General features: G+C 42.9%; 16 protein-coding genes. 2 read left to right on the top strand and 14 right to left on the bottom strand.

Going from position 1 to position 15917, the window contains the following annotated elements:
* Window positions 1–37 precede the first annotated feature (37 nt).
* Window positions 38–1846, top strand: a complete 1809-nt coding sequence (locus tag RM553_RS10050) for a lysophospholipid acyltransferase family protein (RefSeq protein WP_311534788.1) — start codon at window positions 38–40, stop codon at window positions 1844–1846.
* Window positions 1847–1938: 92 nt separating this feature from the next.
* Window positions 1939–2589: an SDR family oxidoreductase gene (locus RM553_RS10055; protein WP_311534789.1), complete on the top strand. Its 651-nt coding sequence runs from the start codon at window positions 1939–1941 to the stop codon at window positions 2587–2589.
* 47 nt (window positions 2590–2636) lie between these two features.
* On the opposite strand, the gene RM553_RS10060 is transcribed toward RM553_RS10055, so the two are convergent.
* The 14 genes from RM553_RS10060 to RM553_RS10125 all read right to left on the bottom strand — a co-directional run bounded on the left by RM553_RS10060 (window position 2637) and on the right by RM553_RS10125 (window position 15441).
* Window positions 2637–3026 carry a VOC family protein gene (locus RM553_RS10060; RefSeq protein ID WP_311534790.1) on the bottom strand — a complete coding sequence of 130 codons (390 nt, stop codon included), beginning with the start codon at window positions 3024–3026 and terminating at the stop codon, window positions 2637–2639.
* 10 nt (window positions 3027–3036) lie between these two features.
* Window positions 3037–4023, bottom strand: a complete 987-nt coding sequence (locus RM553_RS10065) for a 2-hydroxyacid dehydrogenase (protein ID WP_311534791.1) — start codon at window positions 4021–4023, stop codon at window positions 3037–3039.
* A gap of 32 nt (window positions 4024–4055) precedes the next feature.
* Window positions 4056–4232, bottom strand: a complete 177-nt coding sequence (locus RM553_RS10070) for a hypothetical protein (protein WP_311534792.1) — start codon at window positions 4230–4232, stop codon at window positions 4056–4058.
* A 52-nt stretch (window positions 4233–4284) separates the two neighbouring features.
* Window positions 4285–5637, bottom strand: a complete 1353-nt coding sequence (gene mgtE / locus RM553_RS10075; RefSeq protein ID WP_311534793.1) for a magnesium transporter — start codon at window positions 5635–5637, stop codon at window positions 4285–4287.
* The gene (gene rsmA, locus RM553_RS10080; protein WP_311534794.1) at window positions 5615–6469 is read right to left on the bottom strand and encodes a 16S rRNA (adenine(1518)-N(6)/adenine(1519)-N(6))-dimethyltransferase RsmA; all 855 of its coding nucleotides are present in this window, start codon (window positions 6467–6469) and stop codon (window positions 5615–5617) included. Before rsmA ends, mgtE begins: the two co-directional genes overlap by 23 nt.
* Before the next feature lie 41 nt (window positions 6470–6510).
* Window positions 6511–6819, bottom strand: a complete 309-nt coding sequence (locus RM553_RS10085; RefSeq protein WP_311534795.1) for a DUF4286 family protein — start codon at window positions 6817–6819, stop codon at window positions 6511–6513.
* A gap of 71 nt (window positions 6820–6890) precedes the next feature.
* On the bottom strand, window positions 6891–8675 hold the full coding sequence (locus RM553_RS10090) for a tetratricopeptide repeat protein (protein ID WP_311534796.1): 1785 nt from the start codon (window positions 8673–8675) through the stop codon (window positions 6891–6893).
* Window positions 8676–8758: 83 nt separating this feature from the next.
* Window positions 8759–8965 (bottom strand): hypothetical protein, encoded by a 207-nt coding sequence (locus RM553_RS10095; RefSeq protein ID WP_311534797.1) that lies wholly within the window; start codon window positions 8963–8965, stop codon window positions 8759–8761.
* Window positions 8958–9530, bottom strand: coding sequence for an ATPase (locus RM553_RS10100; RefSeq protein ID WP_311534798.1), 573 nt, complete (start codon window positions 9528–9530; stop codon window positions 8958–8960). Before RM553_RS10100 ends, RM553_RS10095 begins: the two co-directional genes overlap by 8 nt.
* A gap of 69 nt (window positions 9531–9599) precedes the next feature.
* On the bottom strand, window positions 9600–10871 hold the full coding sequence (serS, locus tag RM553_RS10105) for a serine--tRNA ligase (protein WP_311534799.1): 1272 nt from the start codon (window positions 10869–10871) through the stop codon (window positions 9600–9602).
* A gap of 616 nt (window positions 10872–11487) precedes the next feature.
* Window positions 11488–12822, bottom strand: coding sequence for an HTTM domain-containing protein (locus RM553_RS10110; RefSeq protein ID WP_311534800.1), 1335 nt, complete (start codon window positions 12820–12822; stop codon window positions 11488–11490).
* Window positions 12812–13750, bottom strand: a complete 939-nt coding sequence (locus RM553_RS10115) for a bifunctional riboflavin kinase/FAD synthetase (RefSeq protein WP_311534801.1) — start codon at window positions 13748–13750, stop codon at window positions 12812–12814. Before RM553_RS10115 ends, RM553_RS10110 begins: the two co-directional genes overlap by 11 nt.
* Window positions 13751–13758: 8 nt before the next feature.
* Window positions 13759–14385: an aminoacyl-tRNA hydrolase gene (pth, locus tag RM553_RS10120; protein ID WP_311534802.1), complete on the bottom strand. Its 627-nt coding sequence runs from the start codon at window positions 14383–14385 to the stop codon at window positions 13759–13761.
* 411 nt (window positions 14386–14796) lie between these two features.
* Entirely contained in the window at window positions 14797–15441 is a 645-nt protein-coding gene (locus RM553_RS10125; RefSeq protein WP_311534803.1) for a 50S ribosomal protein L25/general stress protein Ctc, read from the bottom strand.
* Window positions 15442–15917 lie beyond the last annotated feature (476 nt).

A 15917-nucleotide genomic window follows, 5' to 3' on the forward strand; every position in this document is an offset into this window, starting at 1 on the left:
TTTTAACTATCTTTGTTCAGTATAAAAACCATGAACCATGGGAATAGTTAGCGCCAAAGAAGTTGCCAGAGTGATGAACTTTGAAAAACTGGGTTTTTTAGGGACCTCCATGGGTTGGATAGTACTGCAAACTACAAAGCTTTCCCGGCTGAACAAGGAATACGAAAAAAGGAAAAACCTTGAAGGCGTCGATTTTATAGATTCTATCCTTAAAGGTTTTGAAATTAACTTCGAAATCCCGGAGAAGGATTTGAAGCGCATTCCCGCCAAAGGACCGTTTATCACCATTTCCAATCATCCGCTTGGCGGAATAGACGGCATGATCCTGATGAAAATCCTCCTCCAGCAGCGTAAGGATTATAAGATTATCGCCAATTTCCTGCTGCACAGGCTGGACCCGCTACGGCCTTACATTATGCCGGTAAACCCCTTCGAGAACCACAAGGAGGCAAAATCTAGCGTAAGCGGAATAAAGGCCGCGCTGGCCCATTTAAAGGAAGGAAATCCGCTGGGGATCTTTCCGGCAGGGGAAGTTTCTACTTATAGAGATCATAAGATGATCGTTGATAAACCCTGGGAACCTGCGGCGATGAAGATTATCCAGAAAGCCCAGGTACCTGTAATACCTATTTATTTTCACGCCAAAAACAGCACTTTTTTCTACCGCCTGGCTTCCATGAGCGATATTTTAAGAACGGCCAAGCTGCCCAGTGAAATGCTTTCTCAGAAAAGGAGAAAGATAAAAGTAAGGATTGGCAACCCAATTTCAGTAGAAGACCAGGCACAGCATGAGAACCTGGAGGCTTTTACTGCTTTTTTACGCCGAAAAACCTATATGCTGGCCAATGTTTTTGAGAAGAAAAACATTTTTGAAAAAATCCCGAAAAGCCTTAAGCTGCCAAAAGTGCCAAAAAAGATCGCTTTAGAGACCAATGAATCTTTGATGGAAGCCGAGGTTGAAGCCTGCCGCAGAATGGATAAGCGCCTGCTGGAAAGCAAGAACTACGAAGTTTTTCTGGCAAAAAAGGAAATTATTCCCAATATCCTGAACGAAATTGGACGTTTGCGGGAAATAACTTTTCGCGCCATTGGAGAAGGCACCAACAATCCTACAGATCTTGACAGCTTCGACGATTATTACTACCACCTTTTTCTTTGGGACAACGAAGCCAGGAAAATTGCCGGGGCCTACCGTATGGGCATGGGCGCCGAAATTTTTAAGAAATATGGCATAGCCGGTTTCTACCTGCAGGACCTTTTTAGGTTTGAGCCGGAATTGCATAAAATGATGAGCGAATCCATTGAGATGGGCCGGGCTTTCGTAATTAAGGAATACCAGCAAAAACCAATGCCGCTCTTTTTACTGTGGAAGGGAATTGTGCATTGCACCCTGCGGTTCCCGGAGCATAATTACCTTATTGGAGGCGTAAGCATCAGCAATAAATTTTCGAATTTCTCGAAATCGCTGATGATCGAATTCATGAAATCCCATTATTACGACCCTTACGTGGCGCAATATGTTAGGCCGAAAAAAGAATTTAAGGTAAAACTGAAAGACGGGGACAAAGATTTTGTTTTTGACGCCAGCCAGGCAGATTTGAATAAGTTTGATAAGATTATTGATGAAATTGAACCGGAAAGCCTGCGCCTGCCCGTACTGATTAAAAAATACATCAAACAGAACGCGAAAGTGGTGGCCTTTAACGTAGATCCGCTATTTAACAACGCCATAGATGGCCTCATGTACATTCGCATTGCCGACCTTCCCGAAAGCACCGTAAAACCGGTGCTGGAAGAATTACAGAAAGAGCTGGAAGCAGGAAACCATAGCGCAGCTACAACCTGATATTCCGCTGTTAATTTCTTGTTATTCCGTACTTTCATTTGGAAGGGCGTACAATTCATTATTATCTTACAAAAATCAAAATGAAAGCATTTATGGAAAACATACTTATAGCCGGGGCTACCGGCCACACCGGTAAAAGAGTGATTGAAATCCTTAACAGCACCGAAAATTTTTCACCGGTGGCGCTAATCAGAAAAGAAGAACAAAGGCAAATTTTTGAAGATATGGGAGTGGAAAGCATCCTTGCCGATCTTGAAGGCGAGCTGGACCATACCATGCAGGGCATAGATAAAGTGATTTTTGCCGCCGGTTCCGGAAGCAAAACCGGGCCTGATAAAACCACGGCGGTAGATAAGGATGGCGCCATCAAACTTATAGATGCCGCCAAAAAAGCCAAGGTGAAAAAGTTCATTATGCTAAGTGCCATGGGAACCGATAATCCCGGAGAAAACAAAGACCTGGAGCATTACCTGAAAGCCAAAAAAGCGGCCGATGACCATTTAAGGGAGAGCGGCATTCCCTTCACCATTGTACAGCCGGGCGCACTGACTGATGATATGGGACTGGCCAAAGTAAAGATAGCTGAAAAACTGAATGAGCGCGGGGAAATTTCCCGGGATGATGTGGCATTCCTGCTTGTAATGTGCCTTGCCGACCCGCTGGCTAAAAACATGTCTTTTGAAGCCCTGGAAGGGGAAGAATCCATAAAATCTGCCATTATCAGCCTGAGCAGATTAGGTTAACATTTTTAAAACCTCACAGGATTTTAAAAAAACTGTGAGGTTTATTTCTATTCAAGAAAAGCCTTATCATTTGGCTCCCAAAGCTCAATCTTGTTTCCTTCAGGATCCATAATCCAGCCAAATTTCCCATAATCGTAGGATTCTATTTCCCCAACTACCTCTACCCCTTCAGCTTTAAGCGTTTCCAGCAATTCCTCTAAGTTTTCCACCCGGTAATTAATCATAAACTGCTTTTCTGAAGGTTTATAATACTGGGTATCTTCACTCATGGGACTCCATTGTGTGCTGCAATCTTTGCCTTCAGCATCTTTCCACCAAAAGGTAGAACCCCATTGATCTGTATTTAGCCCCAAATGCCTGGAATACCAGTTTTTACTAGCAGCAGGATCTTTAGATTTAAAGAAAATCCCGCCAATTCCCGTAACTCTTTTTTTCATCCTTGATAAGTTAGTTATTATCCGGTTCTCCCCGGCCATATTTATCGATTATTTTGGAGGCGATCACACTGGCTAGCCGCTCGTGAGACTCGACAGTCCAGCCTGCCACGTGCGGACTTAAGATTACATTTGGCAAAAACATGAGCTCTCTCATGGCTTCAGGCAAAGGTTCGGCTGCACTAATGGCCACCTTTTCCTTATTTGAAAAAAGGCTTTCGAAGGAAGATTTTTCATATTCCAGTACGTCAAGACCGGCACCTAGGATGCGGCCATCTTTTAATGCGGCAACAAGATCTTCAGTAACCACGTTTTTACCACGGGCTGTATTGATAAACCAGAAGGGTTTTTTAAATTTCGCGATAAAAGCTTTATTGATCATTTGGTGGGTCTCCTCTGTCCATGGCGTGTGCAGGCTCACCACGTCTACCTTTTCGCAAAATTCCTCCAGGCTTACCTGTTTCGCATTCTCATCGCCAACACCAGCTTTAATATCGTAACATAAAACTTCGGCATCAAAACCCCTTAATTTCTTTGCGAAAGCTTTGCCCATGTTCCCGTAGCCGATAATTCCCACGGTCCTGCCGTCTAGTTCTATCCCCCGGTTTTCTTCCCTGTGCCATAGGCCTTCCTTCACTTCCTTATCGGCCTTGTTCAATTTATTAAAAAGGGAAAGTAACATTCCCAGGCTATGTTCGCCTACCGCGTTCCGGTTGCCTTCAGGAGCAGAAAAAAGCGTGATCCCGTTTTTTTCAGCATAAGGCACATCAATATTTTCCAGGCCGGCCCCAACGCGCGCGATAAATTTTAAATTTGGCGCGGCATCTATAAATTCTTTGTCAATAGTGTAACGGCTTCTTATCACAATACCATCATACAAATGCTGATTTTGAAGGGTTTCTTCCCGGCTCTGCTCATAAGCTTCTATGTTATGATGCCCGGCCGCGGCAAGTTGCTTTATCAAAGTAGGATGATTGGTATCTGCGTGTAAAATAATCATTTTCTGGTTTTAAATTTTAAAATTGATTTGGTTTACTGCTTCGCACCCATAATCCCAAATATCATATTCCCGCTTCCTGAAAAGCCATTGGCTTCAGAAATTGAAAAATTTCGGAAATAAACGTAAAATAGGGAAACAGCGGAAATCGCCTTTTTCTTGAATTTTGTTGCTGAAAGCCTGTAGTTTTCATGTTCAACGGATGCATTCACAGCCACAAAGTTAACAAATGAAAGCAAAAAACTGAAGCTGAAAGCAAGGGAACTAAAATCCCAGGATGGCCTTTGCGATCAGGAAATAAGTTAATATCCCAAAAACATCATTGCTGGTAGTTATAAAAGGCCCTGTTGCCACGGCAGGATCTATATTGTTCTTATCCAGAATAATAGGAATAAATGTCCCGATTAGCGCTGCCAGCAGGATTACCGATATAAGCGCGATCCCAATACTCACAGATTCGGTATAAGAGGTGTCAAAGAAATAAGTGCTAATCGCAAAAACGATAAGCGCAATGGAAAGTCCGTTTACCAGCGCCAGGGAAGCTTCTTTTGCCAGCCTGCCCCAAATATGGCCTTTAAGGCTGCCGTTGGCAAGCCCCTGCACCACAATTGCACTGGACTGCACCCCAACATTACCGGCCGTGGCCTGGATAAGCGGCACGAAAATGAGCAATTTTGGGAACAGTTGCATTATGGTGGAAAATCCCGAAATTATACTTGCGGCGCCCAGCCCGCCAAACATGCCAATAAGCAGCCAGGGCAGCCGGGCCCGGGTTTGTTTGAAAATATTAGAATCGGCTTCCACATCTTCGGAGATCCCTGCGGCCATCTGGTAATCCCTTTCGGCTTCCTCCCTTATAAAATCCACAATATCATCAATGGTTACCCTCCCTACCAGGCGTCCCATTTCATCTACCACGGGAATGGCTTCCAGGTCATATTTTTGCATTACCCTGGCCACTTCTTCCCCGTCGGTATGCACGCTCACATAATCTACCTGCGGAATATACACATCGCTGATGTTGGCATTGCTGGGCGCAGTAAGCAGGTCTTTTAAAGAGAGCCTGCCCTTTAGTTTATCTTTATTATCTACCACATAAATGGAATGGACGCGGGTCACATTTTCAGCCTGCTTGCGCATCTCGGTCATACAACCCGTAACGCTCCAGTTTTCATTTACCTTTACCAGCTCCTTTGCCATCAACCCGCCTGCGGAATCTTCGTCATATCGCAGCAATTCCACAATATGATCGGCATGTTCCTCGTCATCAATTTCGGCAATTACGTTCTGCTGGCGTTCCAGGGGAAGTTCCGAAATAATATCGGCCGCATCATCGGTATCCATTTCCTGGAGCTCATCGGCAATTTCACGGGAAGACAGAGTTTCCAGGATGCGTTCCCGCACACCGGTGTCGAGCTCCATTAAAGCTTCAGCGGTTTTCTGGCTGTCCAGGACCTTTACAAGGTAGGTGGCCTCTTCCAGGTCCAGTTCAGTAAGAATTTCAGCAATATCAGCATGGTGCACATCTTCCAGGTGCAACAGCAATTCCTCATCATTTTTATTTTCGATGAGGTACTTTATTTTTTCAATTAATTCATCGCTGATCTGAAATTGCATACGGCTGAATTTTTAAGGTCAAATCGATAAAAGCCTCTGTACTCAACTGCTCCGGCCTTTGCCCAAAGATAGTATCTTCCCTCACATTATCAGGTAAATTGAAGCTTTTTAAACTATTCCTTAACGTTTTACGACGTTGCCCGAAAGCCATTTTCACCACCCTGAAAAAAAGGCGTTCATCGCAGGGCAATTCGATATTATCCTTACGCCTTAACCGCAACACCCCGCTGTCTACTTTTGGGGGCGGATTAAATACCGAAGGCGGCACGGTAAAAAGATATTCGGCTTCATAAAAAGCCTGGACCAGGACCGAAAGGATCCCGTATGTTTTGCTCCCATGCGTTTCACAAATGCGCAGGGCGACTTCCTTCTGGAACATTCCTGAAAATTCCGGCACGAGTTGGCGGTTCTCCAGCACCTTAAAAACGATCTGCGAAGAAATGTTGTAGGGAAAATTGCCAATTACGGCATATTGTTCCTTTCCAAAAACGCCTGAAAAATCGTATTTCAGAAAATCCTGCTCATGGATGCGGCCATGAAGATTCGGAAAATTTTCAGTTAAATACATAACGCTTTCGGTATCGATTTCCACTACATGAACCTCGGCTTCCTTCTGCAGGAGATATTTTGTGAGTACGCCCATACCCGGGCCTATTTCCAGCACCTTCGAATATCCTGAAAAACCAAGTGTACCGGCAATTCTTTCGGCTATGCTCTCGTCGGTAAGAAAATGCTGGCCAAGATGCTTCTTTGCCTTTACCGCTCCTTCTTCAGGCCGGGGTGTTTTGTCCCACTTCCCTTTTCCGGAAAAATTCTTTTTTCTTTTCTTCATTTAAACTGATTTTCCCTTTTTCCTTCCGAAGGGATTAAGAATTACTGCTCGCTTACCACTTCCAGCTCTGTCCTGAAGCTTACCACCTTTTCTCCAAAAACCGCGGCTTTTTTCCGAAGTGCCTCTGCGTCTTCCCGGTAATATTTCTGCAGCATTTCCTTACTTTCTGCCGTGTACTGTACCGAATAGGTAATGCCGCCCATTGGTTCCTGCACCATCACCCGCGTCATTAATGCTTTGCTGAATTTTTTAGTGGCAAGCATCCCGGGAATATGTTCATTTTTCATCCATTCCAGCCACTCCTCGTGAATTTCTTCCTGAACATTGGCGGTAACATTGTATATATACATGGTTTCTTGTTTTGCTGCGGCAAAGTTAAGCAGAAGATTTCTTTCAGGCACACAAACGGAATTCGGGCGCATTATTCGATATTATCCCCCCGCAGGCTCCTGAAGTTTTTACGTGCGTCTACAAAATAGATACTGTCGGCAAAATTAAAAATGATCTGCTCGTAGTAATTTTTTGCTTTTTCAGGTTCTCCTAAATAATTGGCGTACAATTCTGCCAGGAAGAAATTGGCATTATCGGCCAAAATATCATCATTATATTCATTGATAATCTGCAGGTAGTTAGATTCCGCTTCCCGATAATCCTGCTGTTTTTCGTGTAATTTCGCAAGTTTCAGCAAAACTTCGTCTTCAATTTTTTCCCCTTTATGGGCAATTAAAATCTCTTGCAACACCTTAATAGCTTCGGAATCCTTTTGCTGAAAAGCCAGCAAATCTGCCCGTGCATATTGTTTTAGAGCCGCCTGGGTAGAATCTTCAGTTGAATTATCCGCTATAAGCAGGCTAAGTTCCATGGCATCATTGGCGATAAGCTGGGAGGTAGAAGATTTTAACACATCCAGTTGCGTCTTGGCCCAGTCAAAATCGCCTTTATAATAGCTGGTTTTGGCCACTTTAAAGCGCGCGTTTTGCGAAAATTCATCGTTTTTTACCAGCTTCTGAATTTGGGAGTAATAAATAAGCGCCTCATTAAACTTTTCTTCCATCACCAGGATATCGGCAAGGGCCATTTTCACCTGTGCCTTATCAAATTCTGAAGTAAGTTTTTCCTCCAGGTCCTTTAATAAAGCAACGGCTTTTTCATTCTGTCCTTGTTTAAAAGCCAGAAAATTGGCATAATCCACCTGCAGCGAAAGCGTGTTCACCCCGCTCCCAAAACGCAGGAGCAAATCCTGAAAATCCTGGTCTATCTCGTCATAATCCTTTTTTGAGGTAGTTTCCAGCTCCAGGTTTAACAGCAGCTGATTTGCCCTGAGCACCAGGTTTTCTGAAGGAGCTTCTTCAATCACGTAAGCTATAATTTCTTTAGAAGTTTCAATATCACCGTTGTCCCTGGCGATAATGGCAAGATTGATAATACCCTGCAGGCCGGCATTACCACGCCGGTAAATGGCTTTTTCCTGGGAAAAGGCCTTTCCGTATTCTTTTTGCTGAACAAAAAGCCAGCTGAGCAATTGGTTATAAAGCAGTCCCGGATTCTCCTGAAGCTTCTTTAATAAGAGTTTTCTGAAAATCAAATTGGCCTCTGAAGTGGCATCTTCGGAAACATACCGGCTGAACTCCCTGCTGGCGATACTAAAAAACTGCGGATCGGCTTCAATTAAGTCAAGGTAATTACTGAACATTGACTCTGTTTTACCCTGCTCTCCGTAAATCCTGGCCAGCTGAAGGTTATAATTCTGCTCCGGATCCAGTTCCATGGACCTTTCATAAGCCTGCGCGGCATAATCCAGCAGGTTGTATTTTTCGAAACTGCGTGCGATGGAATAAGCATAATTAGGCCGGGCTTCAATAACGCCTAAAGCTTCCCGGTAAAATTGTTGCGATTTTTCCTGATTTCCCTTCAATTCAAAATTATGCCCAAGATCTATCAGAATCGCAGGATTATTGGCGGTGTTTTGCAGTTTTTCGTAAAGTAAAGCTTCTGCTTCTTCAAAATCCTCGAGTTGCTGGTAGGAAGAAACTACTTTATCAAAAAGTACGGGATTAGACGGATTTTTATCGAGTAACTGCTTGTAAATCTTCAGCGCTTTTTCGAATTCTCCCTGCTCAAAGAAATTCCTGGCCAATTGTTCCGACTGGGCCAGCATGGAAAAATTAGCGGCTATAAAAAAAAAGATGGTTAGCACATATCGCATGGTATAAATATAAGGAATTGTGCTGTCTATTATTGGCTGGGATCTAATCTTTTAAGAAAACCCAAAGCAACATAATCTAAAAATTACTTCTTCAGCTTTGAATCAATTCTATTTACATATTCGGTGGTAGGTAATATCTTATCTGGTGCTACTTCTATTATTTTTTCTTCTTTTTCCACAATTAACGGACTATTCTTATAGCGCTTGAATGCTACCAATTTTTCGTAAGACTTTTCCAGCCCTTCGATAATATTTTTTCTTATTTTGACAATTTCCTCCTTTCTATCCATTATACTTCCCTATTAATTTCTCCCATATTTCAGCATTCCCTACATCCACTTCATTCTTAGCTCCTCCCGCAATCACTTCATATGGAGCTCCCGAATTATCTATAAAAACCCAGTCATCAACCAGATCTTTGAAGATGTTAAAAAAATTATTCAGCCCATTTTCATATCGTCTGCGTATAACCTCTTCAGGAATAGAATGGCCGCCTTCTTTTACTCTCGTTTCTACACGTTTTACAGCTAAGTTTTGGGAACTAAGCCAGAAAAAAAGCAAGGTTATCGTATATCCTTTTTTTTGTGCATCCCGAATAATATTTCTATAACTTTTAGTTGCCAGAGTAGTTTCAAAGGCAAAATCCTGCTGTAATTTTATTAACTTTTTTATTCTTCCTAGCATTAGCCTTCCAGCTTGTATTCCGGCTTTTTCAGGACGAAAGGGGGATAACCCCCGTGCAATTTCATCAGCATTTACAAATTCATCACATCCCAATATTTCAGGCAGAATAGTATAGGAAGCAGTTGTTTTTCCCGCGCCATTACACCCAGCTATTACATATATTCTTTTCACTAAATTAAATATAGCTTTAATTAATTGAAAAAAATATAAATAGTACAGTATAAGCTTACTAAACAGAGCTTAATTTATAAACTCAAATCCCATATAAGGAACAAGCACTTCCGGGATTTTTATTCCTTCAGGGGTCTGGTAATTTTCAAGGATCCCCGCCAATACTCTTGGAAGCGCAAGCGCACTTCCGTTAAGGGTATGCACGAGCTGCTTATTTCCTTCAGCATCTTTATAGCGCAGTTTAAGACGGTTAGCCTGGAAGGTTTCAAAATTTGAAACTGAACTGATTTCAAGCCAGTGGTCCTGGGCAGTGGAAAATACTTCGAAATCGTAGGTCATGGCTGAAGTAAAGCCGAGGTCGCCGCCGCAAAGCCTTAGGATGCGGTAGGGCAATTTTAATTCTTTCAGCAGGTGTTTTATATGCTCCACCATTCCGTCTAAAGCCGCATAAGAATTTTCGGGTTTTTCAATACGTACCAGTTCCACTTTATCGAACTGGTGCAGACGGTTTAACCCGCGCACATGAGCGCCGTAAGAACCGGCCTCCCTTCTAAAACACGGCGTATAACCCGTACAGGTGATGGGGAAATCCTTTTCAGCCAAAAGATTATTGCGGTACATATTGGTAATCGGGACCTCTGCAGTTGGGATCATGTACAAATCATCTGCCGTAATATGGTACATCTGGCCTTCTTTATCGGGCAGCTGCCCTGTTCCGTAGCCTGAAGCTTCATTAACCATCAGCGGCAACTGGAACTCGGTGTAACCAGCTTCAACAGCCTTATCAAGAAAATAGGTAATTAGCGCACGTTGTAATCTCGCGCCTTTTCCTTTGTAAACCGGAAATCCCGCGCCGGTAATTTTATTGCCCAGCTCAAAATCTATAATATCATACTTTTTTGCCAGCTCCCAGTGTGGCAGCGCACCTTCGGCCAGAACCGGCACCTCCCCTTCCTTATACACCTCTTCATTGTCTTCTTCGGAAGTGCCCGCGGGAACATCTTGATGTGGGATATTAGGAATGCTGTAAAGGTGCTTTTCCATTTCCGCAATGGTATTGGCCAGCAATTCAGAATAATTTTTAGAATTTTCCTTTAACCTTCCTGTTTTTTCCTTTAAAAGATTGGCCTTCTGTTTTTCACCGTTTTTAAACAGCTGCCCAATTTCTTTGGAAAGTTTATTCGACTCGGCCAGGGTATTGTCAAGTTTGGTCTGCGTAGACCGGCGCATCTCATCCAGCTGCAGGATTTCGTCAAAAATCTCCTGCGCCTCAAAATTCCTCTTTTTTAAAGCCTGGATATAAGCTTCTTTGTGCTCGCGGATGTTGCTAACTTGTAACATATGGCCAATAATTTAAAATATGTGGTTATTATTTTTGAAGGGCAAATGTAACAAAAGAGCAGCTATTTTGCAGGGAAAGTATGTTTGGATTGCAGGAGAATGAGTCAATTAGATTTCTGAAATCATTTTAAATGGAAATTGATACCGAAAGACCCCTCCGCCTTCGGCACCTCCCCTTGAAAAAAAGGGGAGGAACATTTACTCCCCGTTGATGCTGCTGCGATTTTTCGGACCTACTTTTAAAAAAGGGGTGGAACCTTTTTCCTCATTGAAGTTTCCGCTATACTTACCCTAGTTCTTCAGCACCTTCTCTTAAGAAAAGACGAGGGACATTCTCTCTCCGTTGATGCTGCCGCGTTTATTCAGACCTACTTTTAAAAAGGGAGTGGAAAATTTTTTCGCGTTGAACTTACTGCTATACCTGGCCTAGTTCTTCGTGGCCTCCCCTTGAAAAAAGGGGAGTAACATTTATTCCTAATTGATGCTTCCATTGCTCTTCGGCACCTCCGTTGAAAAAACGGGAGGAACATTTATTTCTTATTGATGCTTCTTGGGTTGTTAGGCACCTCCACTTGAAAAATGACAGAATTTTTTTGTACTAAAATATTATTGCTAATTATTCTTTCTCTTCAGGTTGAGAAGGGAGAATCCAGTCGTTATGGCTTAAATGCTTCCATTCTGCTTTTGCCATATCTACTTTTGGGTCGATAAAAGTCCGGTAAGGACCGCCATTTACGCTTACTTTGGAATCTATGTACACCTCTACCTGTTTGCCTTCTTCTTCAGCATACTTTTTTTCAAGAAACTGGGCGAACTGCCAGAGCAGGTCTGGTTTGGTATCTATGGAACGCTGCTGTTTCCTGCTCAGGAAATTGTTTTTGCGTACATAAACAGTATCTGTTGTGCCTTTTTCCACCACCTTAAAATGGCTCCTGCCGCCTTTGGAGCGCAGCATCATACGCCAGCTTAGCCGGTGGCCCTCTTCCGTCCACAGTACATCATCAGGAAAAAACCAGTGCCTTAGCGGCAGTGAAACCTGGATTATAAACCAGCAGGCCAAAATGGCAATTAACGGCTTGCGGTAAGAGGGCACAATGATTTCAGCTTTATCATAATGCGGTTTTTTCTTCCGAAGAAACCATTTGTTGACCTTTTGGGTGGGAAAAAAGAAAATAATAAAAGCTAACGAGAGGTAGGGAAAAATCCCGATATGGAACACAAAACTATTGAAAAGATGAAAGAAAATTGCCAGAATAAATGCAGACAATCTTGTTTTGCGCCAAAGCAAAAGCGGAATAATAAGCAGGTCAAAACACAGCCCGAACCAGGTGATCGCATATCTTATCCATGGCTGCTGAAGGAATTCTCCCACCAGCCAGTAATCCCTTTTTCCCCTCATTAAAATGGCGGGCACCGTACCATCCAGCCAGTCTGGGTAAAGCTTCGCTACCGAAGCGTAGGTGTACACAATCCAGAGCTGGGCCACGATTACCAGCCAGATCCAGCGCGGCATGGAGATGCTCCTTATTTCAGGATTTTGGCGGGCATCTATAGAAAGCCAGCGGTGCGCGGGAAGAAACAACATGATAATGCACAGCAGCATAAGAAGGTAATAGTGGTTGTTGTAAGAGGTCTTCTGCATAAGGTAAACACAGGACCACATTAAACCATAGCAAAACATGCTGAAGCGGTACTTAAACCCCAGCATCACAAAAACCCCAAACAGGCCCATAAGGCCATAGTACCAGAGCATTAAATTGCCCGGCAGGGGTTGCAGAAAATCAAAACCTATAAAATTGAAGGTAAATTCCGGGGGATCTATAAGGGTTCTTTGCACCCAGCCGGAGAAAATCGCCCCCCAGGCTTCCACTGTGATCAGAAAACCAAACATCACCCTGAAAACCACCAGGGCCGAATTGTCTATATGCTTAAAAAGCCAACTATTCAGCATAATTATCGCGAATGTACTGCCGGGAAAAAGCTTCGTCCTGCTTCATGGCAATTTTAAGCTTTTCTACCGATTCGAACTTCTTTTCATCCCGAATGCGCACCAGTAAAGCGATTTGAAGGTGTTTCCCGTATAAATCCTTATCTAAATTAAAAAAGTAGGTTTCTATGGTCTGCTCATCGCCACCTACGGTGGGATTAGTACCAATATTCATCATTCCGAAGAAATTCTGGCCATCGATATCGGCTTTTACCACGTATACGCCATTTTTGGGAATAAGCTTATAATCTTCCTTAATTTGAAGGTTTGCAGTCGGGAACTCGAATTCCCTGCCAAGGCCACGGCCTTCCACCACCGTGCCGGTGAGTGTAAAAGGATGCCTGAGGTAGGCATTGGCTTTCTCTACCCTGCCTTCATCCAGCGCGTTCCTGATTTTTGTAGAGCTTACCGCTACTTCTTCCACCTCTTCTTTGCTGATCTCTTCCACTTCAAAACCAAACTCTTCCCCAAATTTCCTTAAATCGTCGATATTGGCGGTACGGTTTCTACCAAAACGATGGTCGTAGCCAATAATCACCTTTTTCGCCTTTAGCTTGTTTACGAGGATATCCCGAACAAACTCGCGGGCGGAAAGCCTTGAAAACTGGTGGGTGAAGGGATGCACAATAAGATGGTCTACCCCGGTGGTTTCCAGGATTTGCTTCCGCTCGGTAATGGTATTTATGAGCCTGAGGCCGCTCTCTTTTTGCAGCACCATCCTGGGATGGGGAAAAAAAGTTAAAATAGCCGACTCCAGGTTCCCGGCTTTTGCCGAATTGACCAACCTTTCTATTATCTTCTGATGACCGGCATGAACGCCGTCAAAAGTCCCTATGGTTACAGCGGTGGAATATTCACTACTAAAAGCGTTCGCTCCTTGGTGTTCTTTCAAAGTCAGCCTTATTTTCCGTTAAAATTGTTCATTGTATTTGAAACTCCCGCGGTTCCAAAGGATTTAATGAGTTCTGCCGATTTCTTCAATCGTTCGGGCAGCTTTTCCTGCTCTTCCCCGGCCCATTCCCCCAGCACATAATCTATCTGCTGACCTTTGGAAAACTCATCGCTAATCCCAAAACGAAAGCGGTTGTATTTATTGGTATTCAGCACATTCTGAATATCCTTAAGCCCGTTATGGCCGCCATCACTGCCTTTGGTTTTTAACCTGAGGGTCCCAAAAGGCAAATTAAGATCATCTGTAACCACAAGCAGGTTTTCATGCAAAATTTTCTCTTTGGCCATCCAGTAATTTACCGCTTTCCCGCTAAGGTTCATATAAGTGCTCGGCTTGAGCAAAATAAAGGTACGGCCTTTAAATTTAAACTGGGCAATGTCCCCCAGCCTGTCTGTAGCAAAGCTGATATCTTCCTGTGCCGCCAGCTGGTCCAGAATTTTGAAACCTATGTTATGCCTGGTGTTTTCATATTTTGGCCCAATATTTCCGAGGCCGGCAATTAAAAATTTCTTCATTGGGTCTATTTCCTCCTTTGGCTTTTTGCTTTTTAATATTCTTCCGAAGAAAGACAGCATAAGATTTATTTTCGATAAAATTAAAAAAAATCTTCAGCCTTTCTGAAAAAATAACAGTTGTCTGTTGTGGGTTGTGGGTTGTGGGTTTGAGGTTGCTTTACAAGAAAACTTCTAACCTGCTATTTTCGGCCACGAATGCACTAATTTTCCGTTATGGGTTGTCCGTTGTGGGTTGTCTGTTGTGGCTTGTCTTACAATTTTTACTTAAAATTCTCCCCTCCTATATCTGGTTGTTCTGAGAGTTGGCTCTCAAAACTGTACAGACCCAATAACTCAACTGGCAACTTTTTCTTTACACCATGGACTTTTCACTTTACCCTCTTTACCTTAATTTTTTTAACTAAAAAAGCATTCCGATTCTCGGTAATCCGAAAAAGGGAATGCTTTGCTATTAATTAAAAAAATAGTTGCCTATTCTTTGTTTTCTGCTTCGTCTACTTCAGTAGCCGGCACATCATCTGCTGCCACTTCGTCTTCATCTTCTTCCTCTTCATCAAGGGCTACGATGTTACGTGAAGTTCTAACCTGGCAGATCACAGTGTTATCCGGATGCTGAACTTTGTACTTATCGCTTTCTACCGCGGTAACATAAAGTTTCTGGCCAATTTTAAGTTTTGCCACATCTGCCACAATATAGTCAGGAAGGTCTCCGGGAAGTCCTTTTACCCTCAAACGACGAAGGTTGTAACGTAGAACCCCACCGTTTTTCACTCCGCGTGGAATACCCTCGGTATGGATTGGTATTTCCATGGTAATTGGAGAGTCTTCAAAGATTTCATAGAAATCCATGTGAAGGATAGCATCTGTTACAGGGTGGAACTGAATGTCCTGAAGTACAGCATTATAGCTTTTGTCTCCTTCAAGTTTAATTTCCACTGTGTGAACATCTGGAGTGTACACTAAATTCTGGAATGCAATTTCCTCGGCAGCAAAGTGTAAAGGCTCCTGACCTCCACCATACAATACGCAAGGAACCTGTCCAGCATTACGCAAGGCTTTAGTTGACTTTTTGCCCACGCTTTCTCTTTTAGATCCGTTGATCGTAAGTGATTTCATTATTGATAATTTTTAGGCTGCAAAAGTAATTCTTTTTTCGGTTCTATAAAAGTTTGGGGTTTAAAGTTTAAAGTTTAAAGTTTGAGGTTGTGGGTTGTTGGTTCTCGGATTGGAATTTGGAGTTCCTGATTCCGGTTGTGAATTGTAGACCGGGTTTGGAGTGTATTAGAAGTTAGAAGTTAGACAAAAATGATATTTTCAAGTTGTGAAACTGAATTAATTCTGAAAAATTAATTCACATTTTACTCTTTCGCTCTTTTCCTCTTTGGCTCTTTTTATTTATATCCTGGAATAAGAGAAATTCCGGAAGAACCAGCTCCCACAGAAAGAGCAGACAAATTTAGATTATGGGAATTTTCTTTAACTTTTGACCTTTTGATTTTTCACAGTAGGCTGTAGGCTGTAGGCTGTAGGCTGTAGGCTGTAGGCTGTAGGCAAAAATGATATTTCCAGTTGTGAAAATGAAATACTCCTGA

This window comes from Autumnicola tepida, from assembly GCF_031846485.1.
GTDB lineage: Bacteria > Bacteroidota > Bacteroidia > Flavobacteriales > Flavobacteriaceae > Autumnicola > Autumnicola tepida.